The sequence below is a fragment of the Haloglomus salinum genome (assembly GCF_024298825.1).
In the GTDB taxonomy this organism is placed as follows: domain Archaea; phylum Halobacteriota; class Halobacteria; order Halobacteriales; family Haloarculaceae; genus Haloglomus; species Haloglomus salinum.
The window spans coordinates 798,615-817,883 of record NZ_CP101153.1 but is presented as its reverse complement, the minus strand read 5'-3'; the positions used below and the strand labels follow the sequence as shown (position 1 = coordinate 817,883).

General features: G+C 69.9%; 18 protein-coding genes. 12 read left to right on the top strand and 6 right to left on the bottom strand.

From position 1 onward, the window contains the following. Positions 1-40: 40 nt before the first annotated feature. The 3 genes from NL115_RS04070 to rimI are packed head-to-tail and all read right to left on the bottom strand — an operon-like array spanning position 41 to position 1,622. A complete protein-coding gene (locus NL115_RS04070) occupies positions 41-502 on the bottom strand; it encodes an acyl-CoA thioesterase (RefSeq protein WP_254831930.1) in 462 nt (153 codons plus the stop codon). Positions 503-532: 30 nt separating this feature from the next. Next, a complete protein-coding gene (locus NL115_RS04065; protein WP_254831929.1) occupies positions 533-1,081 on the bottom strand; it encodes a DUF5810 domain-containing protein in 549 nt (182 codons plus the stop codon). Between the two features lie 55 nt (positions 1,082-1,136). Then, positions 1,137-1,622 carry a ribosomal protein S18-alanine N-acetyltransferase gene (rimI, locus tag NL115_RS04060; protein ID WP_254831928.1) on the bottom strand — a complete coding sequence of 162 codons (486 nt, stop codon included), beginning with the start codon at positions 1,620-1,622 and terminating at the stop codon, positions 1,137-1,139. Positions 1,623-2,009: 387 nt separating this feature from the next. Between rimI and NL115_RS04055 the strand changes: the two genes are divergently transcribed. Beyond that, positions 2,010-2,840 (top strand): J domain-containing protein, encoded by an 831-nt coding sequence (locus tag NL115_RS04055; protein ID WP_254831927.1) that lies wholly within the window; start codon positions 2,010-2,012, stop codon positions 2,838-2,840. Positions 2,841-2,993: 153 nt separating this feature from the next. Here NL115_RS04055 and NL115_RS04050 read toward each other — a convergent pair whose 3' ends face one another. Then, a complete protein-coding gene (locus NL115_RS04050; RefSeq protein WP_254831926.1) occupies positions 2,994-4,973 on the bottom strand; it encodes an aconitate hydratase in 1,980 nt (659 codons plus the stop codon). A gap of 187 nt (positions 4,974-5,160) precedes the next feature. Between NL115_RS04050 and NL115_RS04045 the strand changes: the two genes are divergently transcribed. The 6 genes from NL115_RS04045 to NL115_RS04020 all read left to right on the top strand — a co-directional run bounded on the left by NL115_RS04045 (position 5,161) and on the right by NL115_RS04020 (position 10,783). Beyond that, complete coding sequence (locus tag NL115_RS04045) at positions 5,161-6,465, top strand: MFS transporter (protein ID WP_254831925.1); 1,305 nt, start codon at positions 5,161-5,163, stop codon at positions 6,463-6,465. A gap of 120 nt (positions 6,466-6,585) precedes the next feature. Next, positions 6,586-7,245, top strand: a complete 660-nt coding sequence (locus NL115_RS04040; protein ID WP_254831924.1) for an HVO_0476 family zinc finger protein — start codon at positions 6,586-6,588, stop codon at positions 7,243-7,245. A gap of 6 nt (positions 7,246-7,251) precedes the next feature. Continuing rightward, positions 7,252-7,887, top strand: coding sequence for a protein-L-isoaspartate(D-aspartate) O-methyltransferase (locus NL115_RS04035; protein WP_286667814.1), 636 nt, complete (start codon positions 7,252-7,254; stop codon positions 7,885-7,887). A 528-nt stretch (positions 7,888-8,415) separates the two neighbouring features. Next, positions 8,416-9,207: a CAP domain-containing protein gene (locus NL115_RS04030; RefSeq protein ID WP_254831923.1), complete on the top strand. Its 792-nt coding sequence runs from the start codon at positions 8,416-8,418 to the stop codon at positions 9,205-9,207. A gap of 548 nt (positions 9,208-9,755) precedes the next feature. Continuing rightward, the gene (locus NL115_RS04025) at positions 9,756-10,373 is read left to right on the top strand and encodes an AAA family ATPase (RefSeq protein WP_254831922.1); all 618 of its coding nucleotides are present in this window, start codon (positions 9,756-9,758) and stop codon (positions 10,371-10,373) included. After that, positions 10,370-10,783: an RNA-binding domain-containing protein gene (locus NL115_RS04020; RefSeq protein ID WP_254831921.1), complete on the top strand. Its 414-nt coding sequence runs from the start codon at positions 10,370-10,372 to the stop codon at positions 10,781-10,783. Before NL115_RS04025 ends, NL115_RS04020 begins: the two co-directional genes overlap by 4 nt. A gap of 36 nt (positions 10,784-10,819) precedes the next feature. Here NL115_RS04020 and NL115_RS04015 read toward each other — a convergent pair whose 3' ends face one another. Beyond that, entirely contained in the window at positions 10,820-11,992 is a 1,173-nt protein-coding gene (locus tag NL115_RS04015) for a polymer-forming cytoskeletal protein (RefSeq protein ID WP_254831920.1), read from the bottom strand. A gap of 176 nt (positions 11,993-12,168) precedes the next feature. Between NL115_RS04015 and NL115_RS04010 the strand changes: the two genes are divergently transcribed. Continuing rightward, entirely contained in the window at positions 12,169-13,077 is a 909-nt protein-coding gene (locus tag NL115_RS04010; RefSeq protein ID WP_254831919.1) for a rhomboid family intramembrane serine protease, read from the top strand. A gap of 24 nt (positions 13,078-13,101) precedes the next feature. Here the strand turns inward: NL115_RS04010 and NL115_RS04005 are convergent, their stop codons facing one another. Beyond that, complete coding sequence (locus NL115_RS04005) at positions 13,102-15,027, bottom strand: sensor histidine kinase (RefSeq protein ID WP_254831918.1); 1,926 nt, start codon at positions 15,025-15,027, stop codon at positions 13,102-13,104. A gap of 122 nt (positions 15,028-15,149) precedes the next feature. Here NL115_RS04005 and NL115_RS04000 point away from each other — a divergent pair, with 122 nt between their 5' ends. From NL115_RS04000 to mtnP, 4 genes are all read left to right on the top strand, one after another. Next, complete coding sequence (locus NL115_RS04000; protein WP_254831917.1) at positions 15,150-15,923, top strand: endonuclease V; 774 nt, start codon at positions 15,150-15,152, stop codon at positions 15,921-15,923. Between the two features lie 49 nt (positions 15,924-15,972). Then, on the top strand, positions 15,973-17,064 hold the full coding sequence (locus tag NL115_RS03995) for an aldo/keto reductase (RefSeq protein ID WP_254831916.1): 1,092 nt from the start codon (positions 15,973-15,975) through the stop codon (positions 17,062-17,064). A 129-nt stretch (positions 17,065-17,193) separates the two neighbouring features. Then, complete coding sequence (locus NL115_RS03990; protein ID WP_254831915.1) at positions 17,194-18,207, top strand: matrixin family metalloprotease; 1,014 nt, start codon at positions 17,194-17,196, stop codon at positions 18,205-18,207. A 153-nt stretch (positions 18,208-18,360) separates the two neighbouring features. Then, positions 18,361-19,224, top strand: coding sequence for an S-methyl-5'-thioadenosine phosphorylase (gene mtnP, locus NL115_RS03985; protein ID WP_254831914.1), 864 nt, complete (start codon positions 18,361-18,363; stop codon positions 19,222-19,224). Positions 19,225-19,269: the final 45 nt, after the last annotated feature.

The following is a 19,269-nucleotide window of genomic DNA, read 5'->3' as shown; positions in this document are numbered from 1 at the left end:
CGTCGGTCCGGTGCGTGCGCCCACGGGAGTGGGTGTGGCCTCACACCGGCTCTGGCGGCTCGTCCTGGAACGCCACGACCGCCTCCCGGAAGTCGTCGGGGACGCGGGTGGGGCCGTCCTCGCCAACGGCGACGTGTGTGAGTTCGCCGCTGGCGACGACGCGGTCGTCGTCGGCCTGCCGGCAGACCCACTCGAAGTCGGCGCTCGAATCGCGAACCGCCGCGACACGGAAGCCGTTGCGGAGTTCGTCGTCGAACTCGGCGAACGAGTGGTAGTCCAGTTCCGTGTGGACGACGTGGAAGTCGACGCCGCCCGCCTCGAACTCGTCGTACGGGAAGTCGATAGTCCGGAGGAACTCGGAGAACGTCTCGTCCTGGTACGTGACGTACTCGCCGTAGAAGACGACGCCCTGCGCGTCCGTCTCGGCGTACCGGACGCGGTTCTCGTAGACGTAGTGGAAGCGGTCGTCGGCCGGGTCGTCGGGGATGGTGTCGGCGTCCATGCCGGCCCCGCGGGCGCGGGCGGGTTAATGCTACTCGTCGTCGGTCGCCTCGTTGTCGGTCCCGTCGTCTCCGTCTCCCTCGGTGGCTGGGTCCCCCGCATCGCCATCCCCCTCGCGCAGTTCCCGCGTCATCTCGCGGGCCTCCTCCAGGATGGCCTCGCGCTCCTCGTCGTCGAGTTCACCGCCCGGGACCGAGGCCGTCTCGACGCCCTCTGGGACGCCGGACGGTCCGTGGCCGTGTTGCTGGCCGTGCTGCTGACCGTGGTCGTGGGCGTGTCCGTCGTCGAACAGCGCGCCCGAGCGTTCGCCCGGGTCGTCCCGGCCGGGCGCGGTGCCGTCCTCCCCGGTGGTGTCCTCGAACACCTGCGGGTACTCACACTCCTCGAGGCGGTCCGTGTGGTCTGCCAGCGCCGACGAGAGTGCCGCCTCGTCGTACTCGTTCCACGCCGGGACGTGCTCGTCCAGCCAGTCGGCGTGGGCCTCGTTCCGGAGTATCGCGGTGAACGCGAGGTGGTTGGCGAGGTGGCCGATGTCGGCCTGCGGGTCGTCACAGACCGGACAGGCGTAGCCTGTGCTCATGGGCGGGCGTAGGACGGGGAGACACAAAAGCACGGCCGAGTGGCATCGCCCGGCCTCACCCACCGGGACGCACCATCACCAGCGCGTCCGTCCCGTCGTCGTAGTAGCCGGGGATGGTGTGGTGGTGGGTGAAGCCGAAATCGCGGTACAGCGAGAGGGCGGCCTCGTTCCCGTCCCGTACCTCCAGTTTGACGCGGGCGGCGCCGTGGCCGTCCATCACGGCGAGACCCCGTTCCAGCAGGCGTCGGCCGATACCCTGGCCGCGATGGTCCGGGTGGACGGCGATGTCCTTCACGTGGCCGATGGGGTTGCCGTGGTTCGGCACGGTATCGGCGACGATGTAGCCGGCGATGGTGCCCGGGTCGTCGCCCTCGTCGCGGCACTCGGCCACGAGGAACCCGGGCGTCCCGAGGAACCCCTCGAACGCCCCGTAGGGCCAGGGCTGGGGGAACGAGGTCCGCTCGATGCGGAACACCTCCAGCAGGTCCGCGCGGGTGGCCTCGCGTACCACGAGCGTCCGGCGCGGGGGCGTGGCCGTCACGGACCGGGCTACTCCCCCCCGGAAGTTAAGCCCTGTTGCCCGCTGCTCGTCGTCTCTCCTCTGGTTCTGGAGGTGCGGTCACGGGTCGGCCGGCCCACTGCCTGCCGACGTGGCGGCCACCGACCACGGGAACATGGTCGCCCCCAGTCCGTCCGGGGACGGCGGACGCGTTCTCGGCTGTGCACCCGCGTTGCACGGCAGCTACTGGACGATTCGGCTGTGGCCACAAGGTTCATACTCCTGCCGAGGCTACGGACGACTGCACCCGATTAGGGTGCATCCCCACCCCCCCACCCCGCTTTTACCACCCTCGAGCCACGGCTGCTGTGACTTCACGCTCGGAGAACCACCGATAGCGTTTGGTTCCCCGAGTCCGTGTGACCAACAATGTCCGACCGGGGTGACGGCGTGGAGGACTACTACGCGGTACTCGGGGTCTCCCCCGACGCCAGCGTCGCGGCCATCGAGGCCGCCTACCGTGACCGGGTCAAGCAGACCCATCCGGACCTCAACGACGCCCCGGACGCGACCGAGCAGTTCCAGCGCGTCAAGCGGGCCGAGGAGGTCCTCACGGACCCCGAGGAGCGGGCCCGGTACGACCGACTCGGACACGAGCGATACGTCGGTGAGGGGGTCGGCACCACCACGGCCGACGCTGCTGACGATGCCGGTGGTCGGTCCAGCCAGCGCCAGCGCGCCCGCTGGACCGCCGAGGGCTGGGCCGACCCCAGTTCCGCCGGTGCGGCGGGCGCCGGGACCGGGACGTCGACGAGGTCCGGCCCCCGACAGACCGCGAACTCCGCCACGCCCCCTGGCGACGCCGGACCCTCCACCGAACCGATGGACATGGGCGACCGCATCACCATCGCGGCCCGGATGCTGGAGCGCTACCGGTTCGAGATCGACCCGAAGACCGCCATCTTCGGGCTGGCGACGTTCTTCTTCTACCCGGTGTTCCTCGCCAGCAGCTTCACCCCGAAGTTCCCGCTCGTGGTCAACCTCATCCTGCTGTGCTGTCTGCTCTGCACGGTCGGCTACCTGCTCGCGACCCCGGAGGTCGGCGTCCCCGTCTTCGGCGCGTGGTCACTGTTCGGCCCCATCATCTTCATCTTCACCGACCAGCCGCTCCTCTCGTGGGCCGGGTTCTTCCTGGTCGCAGTGACGTTCGTCCCGCTCGGACTGAGCCTGGCGATCGTCGAGCTGTTGCGCCTGGATTAGTCGAACAAACTGCGTACGTCTCGGGCAATCTCGTTACTCTCCGCAGAGTTCTTGAGAAGTGGATAACCGGGTTTTGAAAGAAGGTCTCAACTCTCTCGCTGCTGCTCTCCGGGCAAGCGCGAAAGAAAGGGTGAACGTTCCGCGGGTGTGGCCTCAGTCGTCGGCGGGCGTCGCGCCGGAGTCGCCGTCCTCGGCCATCTTCTTCGTGTGCGAGAGCTTGCCACCGTCGGCGAGGATCTCGCGCTCGCGCTCGGAGGCGTCGAGGTGGGCGGTGAACTCCCACTCGCCGTCGTTGACGCTGACGCTGAACTCCTCCTTGCCGCCGCGGACGCCTTCCGCGACGTCGTCGAGGATCTCCAGGTCGTCACCCTGCTCGAGCTGCTCGTAGGTCTCCTCGTCGATGGTGAGCGGGATGAGACCGAAGTTGAACAGGTTCGCCTTGTGGATGCGGGCGAAGCTCTGTGCGAAGACGCCCTCGATGCCCAGATACATCGGGCAGAGGGCGGCGTGCTCACGCGAGGAGCCCTGGCCGTAGTTCTCGCCGGCGACGAGGAAGCCGCCGTCGCTGTCGAGGGCACGCTGTGCGAACGTGTCGTCGACGCGCGAGAGCGTGAACTCCGAGAGCTTCGGGACGTTCGACCGGTACATCAGGATGTCCTGCGTGGCCGGGATGATGTGGTCGGTCGTGATGTTGTCCTCCATGTGGAGGAGGTTCGGACCGGACAGCTCCGAGTCCAGCTCGTCCTTCAGCGGGACGTCGCCGATGTTCGGGCCCTTGACGAGGCCGTCGTCGACGGCCTCGTCGGGCGCGATGAGGTCGGCCTTCGAGCCGTCGTACTTGTCGGGGAGCTCGACGCCCGGCGCCTCCAGGTCGCCGAGTTCGTCGGCGAGGTCACGCGGGTCGACGATCTCGCCCTTGAGGGCGGCCGCGGCCGCGACCTCCGGCGAGGAGAGGAAGACGGAGTCGTCCTCGATGCCGGAGCGGCCCTCGAAGTTGCGGTTGAACGTCCGTACGGAGACCGAATCCGACGCGGGGACGTGGCCGATGCCGATACAGGCACCACACGTCGCCTCGGAGAAGTTGACGCCGGCGGCCATCAGCTCCGCGGTCCAGCCCTGGCGGGCGAGGATCTCGGAGGCCTGCTTGGAGCCGGGCGCGACGATCATCTCGGTCTTCTTGTCGATCTCGCGACCCTCCAGCATCTTCGCCGTCGGGAGGATGTCCTCGTAGCCACCGTTCGTACAGGAGCCGATGATGACCTGGTCGACGGACGTGCCAGCGGCCTCACGGACCGGGACGACCTTGTCCGGCATCGAGGGCTCGGCGATGAGCGGCTCGATCTCGGACATGTCGACGACGATCTCGTCGTCGTACTCGGCGTCCTCGTCGGGGCCGATGTCGACGAACTCGTCACCGCGACCCTGGCGCTCCAGGTAGTCCTTCGTCTCCTCGTCGGTCGGGAAGATGGAGGTCGTCGCGCCGAGCTCCGTGCCGAGGTTGGTGATGGTCGTCCGCTCGGGGACGGTGAGGTTCTCGACACCGGGGCCGGTGTACTCGAAGATCTTGCCGACGCCGCCCTTGACGGTGAGGCGGCGCAGCATCTCGAGGGCCACGTCCTTGGCGGTGCTCCACTCGGGGAGCTCGCCCTCGAGCCGGACGTTCACGACCTCCGGCATCTCGATGTAGTACGGGCCGCCACCCATGGCGACGGCGACGTCCAGGCCACCGGCACCGATGGCGAGTTCGCCGAGGCCACCGGGCGTCGGCGTGTGGCTGTCGGAGCCGAGCATCGTCTTGCCGGGCGCCGCGAAGTTCTCCTTGTGGACGTTGTGGCAGATACCGTTGCCCGGCCGCGAGAAGTGCGCGCCGAACGTGCCCGCCGCACTGCGGAGGAAGCGGTGGTCGTCCGTGTTCTTGAAGTCGAACTGGTAGGTCTGGTGGTCGCAGTACTGGGCCGCGATCTCCGTCTGGACCTCGTCGAGGTCCAGCGCCTCGAACTGCAGCCAGACGAGGGTCCCGGTCGTGTCCTGTGTGAGCACCTGGTCGATCTCGATCCCGATCTCCTCGCCGGTCTCGAGCTCCCCGTCCACGAGGTGGTCGGAGAGGATCTTCTCGGTAAGCGTCTGTCCCATTGTCGTCTGACGATGTGCGACCCTCGAATATAAATCCGGCGTGTCCGCCGCTTCTTGCGGGGTTTAGGCGGGCCTCAAGCGCCCGAAATCGGCCGTTCCGGGTCTGCGAGTCCCTGCCCCGTCCGACCGATCGGCCCGACGGCGCCGTGGCACAACGAATATACTGATACCACCGTCCACTGACGGTATGTTCAATATCTCGATGCGCCAGCGCCGGTCCCTCCTGTGGGCGCTGCTCGCCGGAGGGTTCCTGCTGGTGAACTTCCACCGGACGGCGACGGCCGTACTGGCGGATACGCTCGCGGCCACCTTCGACGCGACCGGCGCCGAACTCGGGAGCCTCCACGCCTCCTTCTTCTACATCTACGCCGCCCTCCAGCTGCCCTCGGGGCTCGTGGTGGACCGCTACGGCCCGCGGCGGGTCGGTGCCGTCGGCCTCGCGGCGATGACCGGCGGCGTGGTCTGGTTCGCGTTCAGTGGCGGTCTCGCCGAGGCGTTCCTCGCGCGCGGCGCCATCGGGCTGGGCGGGAGCGTGCTGTACATCTCGACGCTCCGGTTCTGTGCGAACTGGTACCGGCCGGACGAGTACGCGACCATGACCGGCTACACCATCGCGGCGGCCGGGGTCGGCGGTATCCTCGCGACGACCCCGCTCGCGCTCGCCATCGAGGCGGCCGGGTGGCGGACGGCGATGCTGGCCGCGGGTGGCGTCGGCGCTGGCCTCGCAGTCGCCATCGGTGCGGCCGTCAGGGACACGCCCGCCCGTGCCGGACACGAGGCGGTCGCGGGGGCCGACGACGCGGGGGCGGCGGCCACGCTGGAGGACGTGCTCGCCAACACGCGGACCGTCCTCGCGGAGCGCGAGACGTGGCTGATGGGCGTCGCCCTCTTCCTCACGCTCGGCACCAACTTCACCGTCCTCGGGCTGTGGGGCGTGCCGTACGTCGTGGACATCTACGGCGTCGACGTGGCAACCGCCTCGACGTACGTCCTGCTGGGGAACGTCGGGTTCGTAATCGGCTCGCCCGCGTTCGGCGCGCTCTCGGACCGGCTCGAGCGCCGGACGGCACTGATGGTCGGGGCCGCCGCGCTGTTCACGCTGAGCTACGCCGCGCTCGTGCTGGTGCCACCCCTGCCGGTCGTGGGGACGGCGCTGTTCTGCGCGCTGTTCGCCAACGGCGGCGTCGCACTCGCGTTCACCGTTGGCAAGGAGCGCCACGATGCCGAGGTGGCAGGCACCGTCACCGGCGTCATCAACAGCATGGGCTACTTCGGCGCGGCCGTGTTCCCGACGCTGCTCGGGGCGGTCCTCGACGCCTACTGGACGGGAGAGGTCATCGGCGGTGCCCGGGTCTACACCGTCCCGGGCTACCGCGTTGCGTTCGCCATCGCGACGGCGACCGGCGTGCTCGCCACGGGGGCCGTCGTCTGGCTCCACCGGCGCGAGCAGCGGGCGCCCGCTGCTGACGGGGCCGCGCCCGCGACCGACTGACCGCCGCGTACTACCGGCTGGCCCGGGGGTCCCGGCACGGGGCAGCCCCACGGGTGAGCCCGCATGTCGCATCCACGCCCGTGACCGCGGGCTTATACCCTCGGACCGGCAAGCGCGTCCATGAGCACGACTCGCGTCGCGGTCGCCTGTCCGTCCTGTTCGCCGGGGGACGAGACGGTCCACGAGGTGTTACACGAGCACGGTCACGCCACCGTCCGCTGTACGGAGTGCGACCACGTCCACAAGACGGACCTCCCGGACGAACCTACCGTCGAGCGACGGGTCATCGTCTCGCAGGAGGGGGATTCGTTCGACGCGACCGTCGAGTTCGACCCCGAGGAGACGCTCGCGGTCGACGACGAGTTCCTCGTCGAGACCGAGGAGGCCATCCTCTCGGTCGCGGTGACGAGCCTCGAACTCGCCGGCGAGGACGAATCACCCCGGACCGACGCCGCCCCCGTCGACGACGTGAAGACGGTCTGGACGCGCGTCGTCGGCAACGTCTCGGTCGACCTCACCCTCCACCCGAAGGACGGCCGCCACGACTCGACGTACTCGACGACGGTCCGGGTGCCCGGCGACGAGGTGTTCACGGTCGGTCAGACCCAGGAGTACGGCGACGCCGAGTTCACCGTCGAGGGCATCTTCCTCCGGAGCGACGTGGAGCGCTACGGCCAGCAGAAACTCGACTACGCGGGCGACCAGGCGCCCGCCAAACACATCAAGCGGGTGTACGCCCGCGACGAGAGCCGGACCTCGAACGCCTGGTCGGGGTGGTGACGAGTCATGACTGATGCGGACCTCCGCGAGGCCCGCGAACGGATGGTCGAGGGCCTCGTCTCCGGCGGCCGTATCAGCGACGAGCGCGTGGCCGACGCACTCCGGGCGGTCCCGCGCCACGCGTTCGTCCCCGAGGGGAAGCGTGACGCTGCGTACGCCGACCGTCCACTCCCCATCGGCGACGGACAGACCATCTCCGCGCCGCACATGGTGGCGGTGATGGCCGAACTGCTCGATGTCGATGCGGGCGACCGCGTCCTCGAAATCGGCACGGGCTGTGGCTACCACGCCGCCGTCACGGCCGAACTCGGCGCCGAGGTGTACAGTATCGAGTTCGAGCCCCGGCTGGCCCGCGAGGCCCGCGAGCGCCTCGACCGCCTGGGCTACGATGTCCGCGTCCGCGAAGGGGACGGCCACGAGGGCTGGCCCGAACACGCCCCGTACGACGCCGCGTACCTGACCTGTGCCGCCGGCGAGTTCCCCGAGGCTGTCGTCGAGCAGGTCCGACCCGGAGGGACCCTGCTCGCGCCGCTCTCCGACGGGGTCGGGCAGACGCTCGTAGAGGCCACGCCGCGGGCCGACGGCTCGCTGGACCGCGAATCCCACGGTGGCGTCCGCTTCGTCGAGATGCGCGGTGGCTGACGCTCGGGCAGTTCCGGTGCCCAGGCGATGGAATTATCATTGTCGAGTGGTAACTACCCACACGGGCAGTCGAGACACATCGTCTCTCCCCCCAACGGCTGCCCGTGACCTACCCCTACCCGGTATGGGTCCGGCGCTCGGCGCGCCGGATGCGATGGTCCTCTCCCTTTCGCGTACCCACGGCTCTCGATTCGGACCACCGACAGGAACGGACCTCCCCAGAGGGGTGTAGCGTCGTGTGGGGCGACGCCTCCCCGACCGCGCGCGGCCTCGGATGCTACATGCGGGTCCCGGCGCCCGATGTGGGGTCAGAGGCGGTCGGGTATCCCGCAGTCGCACGTGTGTCCTGTTCTCTAATAAACGCGGGGGCCACTTGCCGGTCCACCGCGGATGCGCGCCCGGATGTCTGCCGGGGATGCGGGCGTCGGCCGCTTTCCGATTGCCTCGTTCTCGACCTCCTGTTCTCGGTTCTCCGGCCCGGGACGCCGCCGGCGCGCACCTTTTCACGCACCGTCACCTACCTGCGGTATGGCCGATTGCGTCGTCTGTGGGCGGGAGACCTCCGTCACGGCCGCCTGTCCGCACTGTGGACAGCCGGTCTGTGCGGCCCACCGGGCGACCGACGCACACGACTGTCCCGGCCTCGACGCCGAGCGGACGCGCGGCTGGATCATCGACCTCGACGGGCCGCAGCCGAAACCTGCCGACCGTGAGGACGGCACCACAGCGGGCACCGCCCGCGAGGACGGCACCGCAGCGGGCACTGCCCGCGAGGACCCGGACTGGGTCGACCTGCTGACGCCCTCCCGGAGCGGCGCGTACATGGCCGTCGCCAGCGTCCTCGTCCTGCTCGTCGCCGCGCTACTGGTCGTCGTCGCGGCCCCCGGTCCCGGCGCGGCCGCCGGAGAGGACCTCGACGAGACCCGGGTCGAACGGCTCGTCGCCCAGGAGGTCAACGACCGCCGGGCCGCCAACGGTCTCGACGCGCTCGACTACGACACCGGGCTGGCCGAGGTGGCGGCCTACCACTCCCGGGATATGCACGAGCGCGACTACTTCGCCCACGAGGGCCCCGACGGCGAGACGGTGGGTGACCGCTACGCCCGCTTCGGTATCGACTGCAACGGCGGCGAGAACATCTACCTCACCCACGGCGGCGGGCTGGCCGCGACGGAGCAGACGCTGGCCGAGCACGTGGTTCGCGAGTGGATGAACTCTGAAGGCCACCGGGAGGCCATCCTGAAGGAGCGCTTCAACCGGCAGGGCATCGGCATCGTCATCGTCGATGGGTCGGTGTACGCCACGCAGAACTTCTGCTAGGGCAGGTTTAGTTTAAGATACGCCATTATATTGATATTATTCTGGAAGTTGGGTATTTGTGCTCCTTTCTTTCGTATCTATCGGTGCGACCTACGAAGCCCTCGCACGCAGTGCAGCGGCTGGCCTGCGGCACAGCCGCCAGCGCGCGCCCATCCGACTGACGGCGACGCGACCTGCCACAATCCACGGGCCGGGAGCGCGTGGTCGAGCGAAGCGAGACCCGTGCGACCCGGGGAAGGGCAGGGGCATCGTGCCCGTGACACAGCCGACTCCTGGCGGACTCGAAGGGCGAGCGGGCTCCGGGTCATCTGACGACGCAAGCACCACAGGGTGAGCGAAGCGAACCCGAGGAGCGCAGCGAGTCAGGGACCCGGAGCGCGCGAGGGCTTCGGAGGTGTCGTCGTCGCTGTGGGCAGCCTATGAGCACGAGGGCTCCGTAGCTGTCTCCGTCACAGCCCCCGTTGCAACCAGCCCTTCGCCCCGTCACTCGCCACCCGGAGAACGTAGCCGTTAACCCCGAACACGCAGAACCGACTCCAAGAACACCAATGCGTGTCATCGGAACCGTCGGGCTGGCCGGGAGTGGCAAGGGCGAGTTCGCCGAGGTGGCCCGCGAGGCCGGCGTCCCGATCGTCACGATGGGTGACGTCATCCGGGCCGAGTGCCGGGACCGCGGGCTGGACCCCGCCGACCACCACGGCGAGGTCGCGCGGGCCCTCCGCGAGGAGAACGGGCCCGGCGCCATCGCGGAGCGCTCGCTCCCGCTCATCCGTGAGGCCCTCGAGGAGAGCGACGTGGTCCTCGTGGACGGGCTCCGCTCTGACGTGGAGGTCGACGCCTTCGAGGACGCCTTCGGCGACGCCTTCTCGCTGGTGAGTGTCGAGGCGCCCTACGCGGTCCGCGAGGAGCGCATCACCGACCGGGGACGGGACAACACCGAGCACGAGACGCTGGCCGAGCGTGACGCCCGCGAACTCGGCTTCGGGATGGGCCGGGCGATGGACCGCGCGGACCTCGTCGTCGAGAACGTCGACTCACTGGAGCGGCTCCGCGAGCGCGCCCACACCGTCGTCGAGGAGGGCATCGACGCCGTCGAGCCCGACGACGGCTTCGACTGGCGCGAGAGCCCCGGCGCCGAGGAACTGGAGGAGGTGGGGGAGTCGTGACCGACGTCTACAGCGTCGACGTCCAGATGACGGCGCCCGTCATGCCGACGGAGGTGACCGACCGCGTCCGCGACGCCGTCGAGAACCTGTTCCCCGAGGCCGATATCGAAGAGGGCCACGGCGAGTTGCTCGCCGAGGCCCACAGCATGGAGACCTTCTCGGAACTCCTCCACGAGGAGGCCATCCTCGACACGGCCCGCGGGCAGTTCCTCGCCCATCGACAGGGTGACACCTTCTCGTTCGACCTGAAGAAGCAGGCCGCGTTCCAGGGCGTGGTCAACTTCGCTGTCGGCGACCCGGCAGAGCTGGGCGACATCCACGTCCGCGTGACCGTCCACGAGCCCTCCGCCGAGGCGTACATCGACCACGTCGCGCCACGGACGGAGGACGGCACGCCCATCGAGGACTGAGTGGGCGGGACCGTACCGCCCTCGGAGGTCCGGGTCTCAGCGCTTCTCTGCCTCGGCGATGGCGCTGGAGAGGCCGTGGCCGTTCGTCGCGGGCTCGGGGGCGGAGGTACTGTAGTCCGGGTCGCGGGGTTCTCCGTCACCGTCACCGTCGTCGGCCGTGGACTCGTCGTCCGCCCCGTCGACCCGGCGGATTGCCGGTGTGAGGTCGTCGCTGCCCGTCGACTCGTCCGGACTGGTCACGGGGCGCACGGCCGGCGTCGCGTCGTCGGCCACGTCGCGGGGTGTGACCGACGGCTCGACGCGCTCGATGGCGTCGGCCGCCGCCTCGGCGTCGGTCGTCGACACCTCGCGCTCGTCCTCCATCTCGTCCTCGCTCTCGTCGCGGGTGATGGTCATCGCGCCGCGAGCCCGGATGGCGCCGTCGACCTCGGCGTCGTCGTGGAGGTCGACGTTCTCCCCGGCCACGTCGCCGCGGATGTGGGCGGCCTTCGCGATGGTCACGTCGCCGCCGCGCGTGGTCACGTCGCCGTGGATGACCGCGTCGGCAGCCACGGTGATGTCACCCTTCGCGCGGAGCGAGCCGAACAGCTCGGTCCCCGCGCCCACGTCGATGGACTCGGCCCGGAGGTTCCCGTGGAGTCGGCAGTCAGCGCCGACCGTCGCGGGCGTCGAGACCTGCCAGGCGTCGTCGGAGACGCGTGCGCCCCGTGGGACGAGCACGGGCTCGTGCTCGCGGTCGTCGGTCAGGAACTCGTCGACGACCTCCTCGGCGTCCTCGTCACGCCCCAGCCGCAGGAGCTGCGAGAGGTAGACAAACAGGAAGACGATAGTCGGCATCGGGTTCCGGATGACAATCCAGCCGTTCGCCTCGAAGCCGTCCTCGATGTCGACGTCGTCGCCGATGTCGAGGTCGCCCGAGACGATGAGCTGGCCGGCGACGTGGACACGCTCGCCGAGGTAGGCGTCGCCGCCGACGAGGACGTTGCCGCCGACATCACACCAGACGTCCAGCCGACACTCCCCGTCGGCCTCGATGTCGCCGCCGAAGCGGACCCGCTCGCCGGCGTAGACGTTCCGCCCGCGGACCCCGAACTCGACGGTCGACTGGCCGCCCACGACCACGTCCCCGTTCGCGACGAGGTCGTGCTCCTCGACGGTCGTGCCGTCGGGAATCTGCAACCGGTCCAGTGGGTCCGAGCGGATGGACACGCCGACGGATTGGCACACCCACAGCATAAACCCTGACGGCGCGCACGACGAGCGTCTGACGCCCGCGTGACAGTCCTGATGGGCTCCACCGGGCCGGAGGCCGGCAGTACGCGGCCATGCAGTGCCATCGCCGGGGACCCCAACCCATTTGCGTGGTCCACGCCACTCCCGACGTAATGGCGAACTGTGCCGTGTGTGGCAAACACGTGGATATGCCGTACCGCTGCAACCGGTGCGGTGAGAACTACTGCTCGGAGCATCGACTCCCCGAGAACCACTCCTGTGCGGGCCTGAACGACTGGAACGACCCCGACGGCGTGTTCGACTCGGGCTTCGACGACGGCGTGAACGAGCGCGGCGGCTCCGGCGGGTTCCTCTCGGGGCTCACCAGCACCGGCGGCCCGCTGAGCTACTTCCGGGGGAACGTCTCGTACCTGTTCCTCGCCATCATGTTCGTCGTCTTCATCCTGGAGTTCCTCGTCATCTTCCTGGTTCCGGGTCTGTTCCGGGACATCTTCGTGCTGACGTCCGAGAACCCGTTCTACGTCTGGACGTGGGTCACGTCGGTGTTCTCGCACTCGCCGAACACGTTCTTCCACATCATCGGGAACGGTATCGTGCTGTACTTCTTCGGGCCGGTCGTCGAGCGACGTATCGGTTCGAAGCGCTTCGCCGCGCTGTTCCTCGCGACGGGCATCATCGCCGGCCTCGCGCAGATCGCCTTCGGCTTCGTCATCGGGAGCCCCATCACGGGCGTCCTGGGCGCCAGCGGTGCCATCATGGCGATTCTCGGCGTCCTGACGGTCCTGAATCCGGGGCTGAAGGTCTACCTCTACTTCATCCTTCCCGTCCCCATCTGGTTGCTGACCCTGGGCTACGCCGCGCTCTCCGTGGTCGGCGTCCTCCCGACGAGCGTGGGGGGCACCACCGCACTGGGCAACGTCGCGCACATGGCCCACCTCTCCGGCCTCGTCCTTGGCCTGCTCTACGGGCAGTACGTCAAGGGCGATGTCCGGAGCCCAAGCGAGGTCTCGCTCGGGGGGCGTGGCGGCGGTCGCCGGGGCGGCGGCCGGGGACCGTTCTGAAGCGAATCGCCGTGCGACTGCCGGTCAGTAGACCGTCACACCCGTCACCTCGAAGCGGGCGCCTCCCTCGCTTCCCTCTGTGACCATGATATCCCACCCGTGGGCCTCGGCGATGGTCTGGACGATGCTGAGCCCGAACCCGGTCCCCTCGCGCTCGGTCGTGTAGCCGGCCTCGAACACGGATTCGCGGTCGTCCGGCGGGATGCCCGGGCCGTCGTCCTCGACGTAGAACCCCCGCGGCAGCGACCCGACGGTGACGGTCACGGGGTCGTCAGCTGTGGAGCCATGCTCCACGGCGTTCCGGAAGAGGTTCTCGAACAGCTGTGTGAGCCGGCTCGGGTCGGCCTCTATCGTCGTGTCCGTCTCGACTTCCAGCCGGGCCTCGTCGGTCTCGACGCCGGCCCAGCAGTCCCGGACGTGGTCTCCGAGGTCGAACGACTGTGGTTCGTCGATGGCCTCCCCCTCGCGGGCGAGCGTGAGCAGGTCGTCGATGAGTGTTCCCATGCGGTCGAGCGCCGAGTCGATTGTCTCGACGCTCTCGTGGTCGCACTCCTCGTCGACGAGCTCCAGGTGACCTCGTGCGACCGCCAGTGGGTTACGGAGGTCGTGGCTCACGACGCTCGTGAACTCGTCGAGCCGCTCGTTGCGCCGCTCGAGCGCGCGGCGACTCTCCTCCAGTTCCCGGGTCCCCTCGATGCGCGCCAGCGCCACCTCCACGTTCGCGGCCAGCACCTTCCCCAGCGACACCTGCCAGTCCTCGAGCGGGCCGGTCGTCGTCGACCCGGCCATGAACACGCCGTACTCGCCCAGCGGAAGCACCATCTCGCTTCGCGTCGGGGCGTTGGGGCCGCCGGGTGCGACCCGGACCTCGTTGTACACCTGGGATTCGCCGGACTCGTAGACCTCCCGTGCGAGTCTCGTCCCGGTCTTGAACCGCGGAAGCGGTCGGGAGGCGGCTTCGGCGGCCGCGCTCGCCGCCGCCGAGAGCAGCTCGTCGCGCTCGTCGTCGTGGAGCCAGATGGTGTTGAGCCGGAGCCCGAGCACCTCCTCGGCCGCGTCCGTCGCCTTCCGCGCGGCTGCCTCCTCCGTCTCCGCCGTGAACAGTTCCCGCGTGGCGTCGTGGAGTCGCACCAGCCGCTCGCGGTGCGTCCGCCGGCTGGTGACATCGCGGGCGACGCAGGCGACGGTGTCACGGTCGCCGCCGTCACCGACGGGCCACCCGCTCAGCCACACCCAGCGCCCGAACCCGTCGTCGGGGTTCGCCCGGAGTTCGAACTCGACGGGGTCGCCGTCGGCGAGTCGGTCGAACCCGTCGCGGAGCGCCTCGCGGTCGTCGGGGTGAACCACCTCGACGACGGCCCGCGGGTCGTCGACCAGCTCCTCGGTGTCCTGTCCGAACAGGCGCTCGTACGCCGGGTTGACGTAGAGGGTCGCCGAGCGCCTCGGGTCGAACAGCCACGCTGCCTGGTCGCCGGTCGCGAGCAGGCGCGCCGACGCATGACGGCTGCGGGCAGCCTCGCCGCGCCACACTCCCATGACGAACCCGGATGCCCCACCAAGGCCGCCGGCGACCACCAGCCAGGTGGCCTGGAGTTCCCCCGGAACCGGCACCGGGACGGCCGGGCCGGTGCCGACGACGAGCCAGGCCAGCGTGGCGACCCCGAACCCGACGCCTGCCAGGTACCAGCCACCGACGTGACGCCAGTCGGGGTCCGGGTACGCCGTCCGTCGCAGGCCGAGCGCGCCCAGCAGCACCAGCACCGACGGCCCGGAACTCACCCCGGCCGCGAGGAGCAGCCGCACTCTCGGCCCGTCGATTCCAGGGCCGACTGGGAGCCGCCCGGTCGCGGCGATGTAGGCCCCCGCGAGGACGTGGAGCCCAGCGACGACGTAGACGCAGAGCTCGAACGGTGACGGTCGGTCGCCCCCCTGCGACCGTCGGTGTGACACCTGTGCACTCACCACTTGATTTTCCCCCCGATACTCCCCGTTTTGGGCGTCCGCCAATAAGTATCTGTACCGTACTCGCCTCCCGACAGGTTCCTCTGGGTGCCGGTCGAACGCCACCGCACATGCGCGAGCCGCCAGCCCGCTTCGACCCGGACCCGACGCTCTCCCGTGCCGAGATGGAGTCGCTCCAGCGCGGCATCGCCGACGCGGCCAGCTTCACCGACGACCTGTCGTTCGACCCGGACCGAGCGGGCGAGGCCGGCACCGAGGCGCCGCTCGTCGCCGGCGTCGACCAGGCGTTCCGGACGGACCGTGACCCCGAGCAGGCCGTCAGTGCCGTCGTCCTGTGGCGCGGTGGCGAGGTCGTCGAGCGGACCCACGCCGTCGCCGACTGCGAGCTGCCGTACATCCCGGGGCTGCTCTCGTTCCGGGAGGCACCCTCCATCCTCGCCGCCTTCCGGGAGCTCGAGCGCGAACCCGACCTCGCGCTGTTCGACGGGAGCGGGCGCATCCACTTCCGGCAGGCGGGTCTCGCGACCCACGTCGGCGCGGCGCTGGACCTGCCCAGCGTCGGCATCGCCAAGTCGCTGCTCTGCGGGACTCCACGCGAATCCGTGGACGCGCTCTCCGAGGGTGCGCGTGTCCCCATCGAGGTCCGTGAGGGTGACGACGTGGACGCTCCTGTCGGGACCGTCATCGGCTACGCCTTCCAGAGCCGCCAGTTTCCCGACTCGAAGCGCATCAACCCGCTGTACGTCTCGCCCGGCCACCACGTGAGCGCCGGAACGGCCGTCGACCTCGTCGAGCGCTGCGGCGGCGACTACAAGCTCCCCGAGCCGACACGGCTGGCCGACGCGTACGCCGACGAGTGCAAGCGCGGGGGCCGCGACGGGTAGCCGCCCGAACGTCAGACCTACCCCGCCACCACGCCAACTCGGAGCAACGATGGTCACCAAGGAGGCGTCGTGGGCGTACCGCGACGGCGTCGACGAGGAGTTCGCGCGGACCTACTTCCGCCGGTTCGGACCGGGCGTCGTCTCCTCGGTCGGCGTCGGCACCTACCTCGGCAACCCCACGGACGAGCAGGACGAGCGCTACGAGACGGCGGTGCGGCAGGCCGTCGAGTCCGGCGTGAGCGTCGTCGACACGGCCGTCAACTACCGCGCCCAGCGCTCGGAGCGCGCGGTGGGTCGGGCCATCGAGGCCGCCGACGTGGACCGCGAGGCCCTGCTCGTCGCGACGAAAGGCGGGTTCGTCCCGTTCGACGGCACCCAGCCGGACGACCCGGCGGCGTACGTCCGCGATGAGTGGTTCGAACCCGATTACGCGAGCCCCGAGGAGATGGTCCGGGGGAACTGCCTCGCCCCGCGCTTCCTGGACCGGTCGCTGGACCTGTCGCTGGAGAACCTCGGGCTGGACACGGTCGACCTGTACTACGTCCACAACCCCGAGACGCAGCTGGAGGAGCGCGACCGCGAGGCGGTGTACGACCTGCTGGAGGCCGCGTTCGTCCGGCTGGAGGAGCGCCGCGAGGCCGGCGACCTGCGCTACTACGGCGTCGCGACCTGGGAGTGCTTCCGGGTGCCCCAGGACCACCCGCACTATCTCTCCCTGCCCGAGGTCGTGCGCCGGGCACGCGCCGCGAGCGACCGCGTGGACACGAACGCGACCGGCTTCCGGGCGGTACAGCTGCCGTTCAACGTCCACATGGCCGACGCGTTCACCCGTGCGGCCCACGACGGGCCCGAGGGGCCACAGAGCGCGCTCGCGTTCGCCCACGAGGCCGGACTGGACGTCTTCACCAGCGCGCCACTGAAGCAGGGTGCCCTCGCGAGCGAGGGGGCCATCCCCGACGACGTGGCGTCGAAGCTGGCCGGTGAGACACCCGCCCAGCGGGCCATCAACTTCGCCCGCTCGGCGCCGGGCGTGACCGCCGCGCTCGTCGGGACGGGCAGCCCGGAGCACGTCGACGAGAACGTCGGCGCCGGCCGCCACGAGCCGCTGGGTGCCGACGCGTTCGACGCCACGTTCGAGTGACCCGGTCCCTCGTGGGTCGTCCTGTCTGAACGCCCGAACAGCCGTGTTCGCGCGGCTCACGCGGCTCTATGGCTGCTCGGGTGTCGGTGGCCGCAAGCCCCATACGCGCCCATCGCGTAGCCGCGAGCAATGAGGAAACGGGCGGTACCGTTCCTGGTGGCAGCGCTCCTCGTCCTCTCGGGCTGTACACTCGGGCCCGGTGGGCCGAGCCTCGACGACGGTGGCGGCGACCCGGTCTGGACCGGCGACGAGGACAACCCCTACCGGCAGGAGACCCTGACCGTCGCGGTGGTCGGGTCGGCCAACGAGTCGCGCGATTTCACGCCGCTCGTCCGTCAGGCGCTCGACTACTGGGAGGCCAACAGCGAGCAGTACGCGGGCTACCCCATCGAGTACCGGCTCGTCGCGAACGAGTCCGACCCGGACGTGCGGGTCACGTTCGTCGAGTCGGTCGCCGCGTGCGGGACCGAGGAGCACGCCGCGGGCTGTGCGCCGGTCATCACGAAGCCCGGCCAGTTCGACCCACCCGTCAGCGTCGAGGTCAGGACCGGCTTCTCCGACGAATCGACGGTCCAGGTGCTGAAACACGAGCTCGGCCACTCGCTCGGGCTGAACCACGGCGACGCCCCTGAATCCGTGATGCAGGCGTCCTCGACGCTGACCACGCCGCCACAGACGGATGCGAGCGAGCGGGCGCTCCCCTGGCGGTCGGAGACGCTCTCGGTGTACGTCGACGTGTCGACGCTCCCGCCGAGCGAGCGCGACGAGGCCCGCCGGCAGGTCGACGGGGCGCTGGGTTACTTCGCCGACGGTGCCGACGGCACCGTCCCGGAGAACGTCTCGTTCGTCCTGACGGACAACCGGAGCGCCGCCGATATCACCATCCGCGCGACCGACGAGTCGCCCTGCTCGACCTCGTCGGGGTCGTGTGGCTACCTCCTCGGGACGGACCCCGACGGCGATGGCGCCCGCGAGTGGTACACCCGGCTGGAGATCACCGTCACCGACCTCGACACCGAGGCCGTCGGCTGGCACGTCGGCCGCTGGCTCGGCGTCGGTTTCGGACTGGAGGGCGGGGAGTACCCCGAGCCACTCCGCGAGAGCGCGTCCTACTCCGAGCGCCGGAGCGACTGGTGGGAGTAGGCGACTGCAGTCCCGGATTCCTCCCGAATCCGGGCGATATACCCGTAATCTCCCGAACTGGTCGGTAATTCCTGCGGCACGACGGCTGTTCGCAGGGTGCTCCCCGTTCCCCGCCACCCACAATCAAGTACGTCCCGCTCCCCAGCCCGACGTATGGCAGTCGGAATCATCGGTGGCAGCGGGGTGTACGAGGCGCTGGACCTGGAGCAGGAGGCGACCCAGTACGTCGAGACACCGTTCGGCGAGCCGAGCGGTCGGCTCACGGTGGGCGAGCTGGCCGGCGAGGAGGTCGTCTTCCTCCCGCGGCACGGCCGCAACCACTCGCTCTCCCCGACGGAGGTGCCGTATCGGGCGAACATCCACGCGCTGAAGCAGGTCGGCGTCGAGCGCGTCCTCTCGACGAACGCCGTCGGCAGCCTCCGCGAGGACCTCTCGCCCCGGACCCTCGTGGTGCCGGACCAGTACTTCGACCGGACGAAGCAGCGTCCGATGAGCTTCTTCGGCGACGGCGTGGTCGCGCACCTCTCCATGGCGGACCCGTACTGCCCGCACACCCGCGAGCATCTCGTCGATTCGGCCGACGCGACCGACGCCGACCTCGCCGACGGAGGGACCTACGTCTGCATCGAGGGGCCACAGTTCTCCACCCGCGCCGAGAGCGAGTTCTACCGGGCGAACGACTGGGACGTCATCGGCATGACCACCGTTCCCGAGGCGAACCTCGCTCGGGAGGCCGAACTCTGCTACGCCACGCTGACCGGCGTCACCGACTACGACGTCTGGCGTGACGAGGGCGTCACGCTGGCGGAGGTCCAGGAGAACGCCGCGGCCAACGAGGCCGCCATCAACGCGGTCCTCGAACGCGCCATCCGGACCCTCCCCGACGAGCGGGACTGTGACTGCGGTTCGGCGCTCGCCGGCGCCATTACCACGCCGCCCGAGGCCATCCCGGTCGAGACGCGCGAGCCCCTGGAGCTGCTCGTCGACGACTACCTCAACGACCCCGAGGGCTTCTGACGGGCCTGCACCGGCTGCGCGCACCGGGGATAATCACTACCCCCC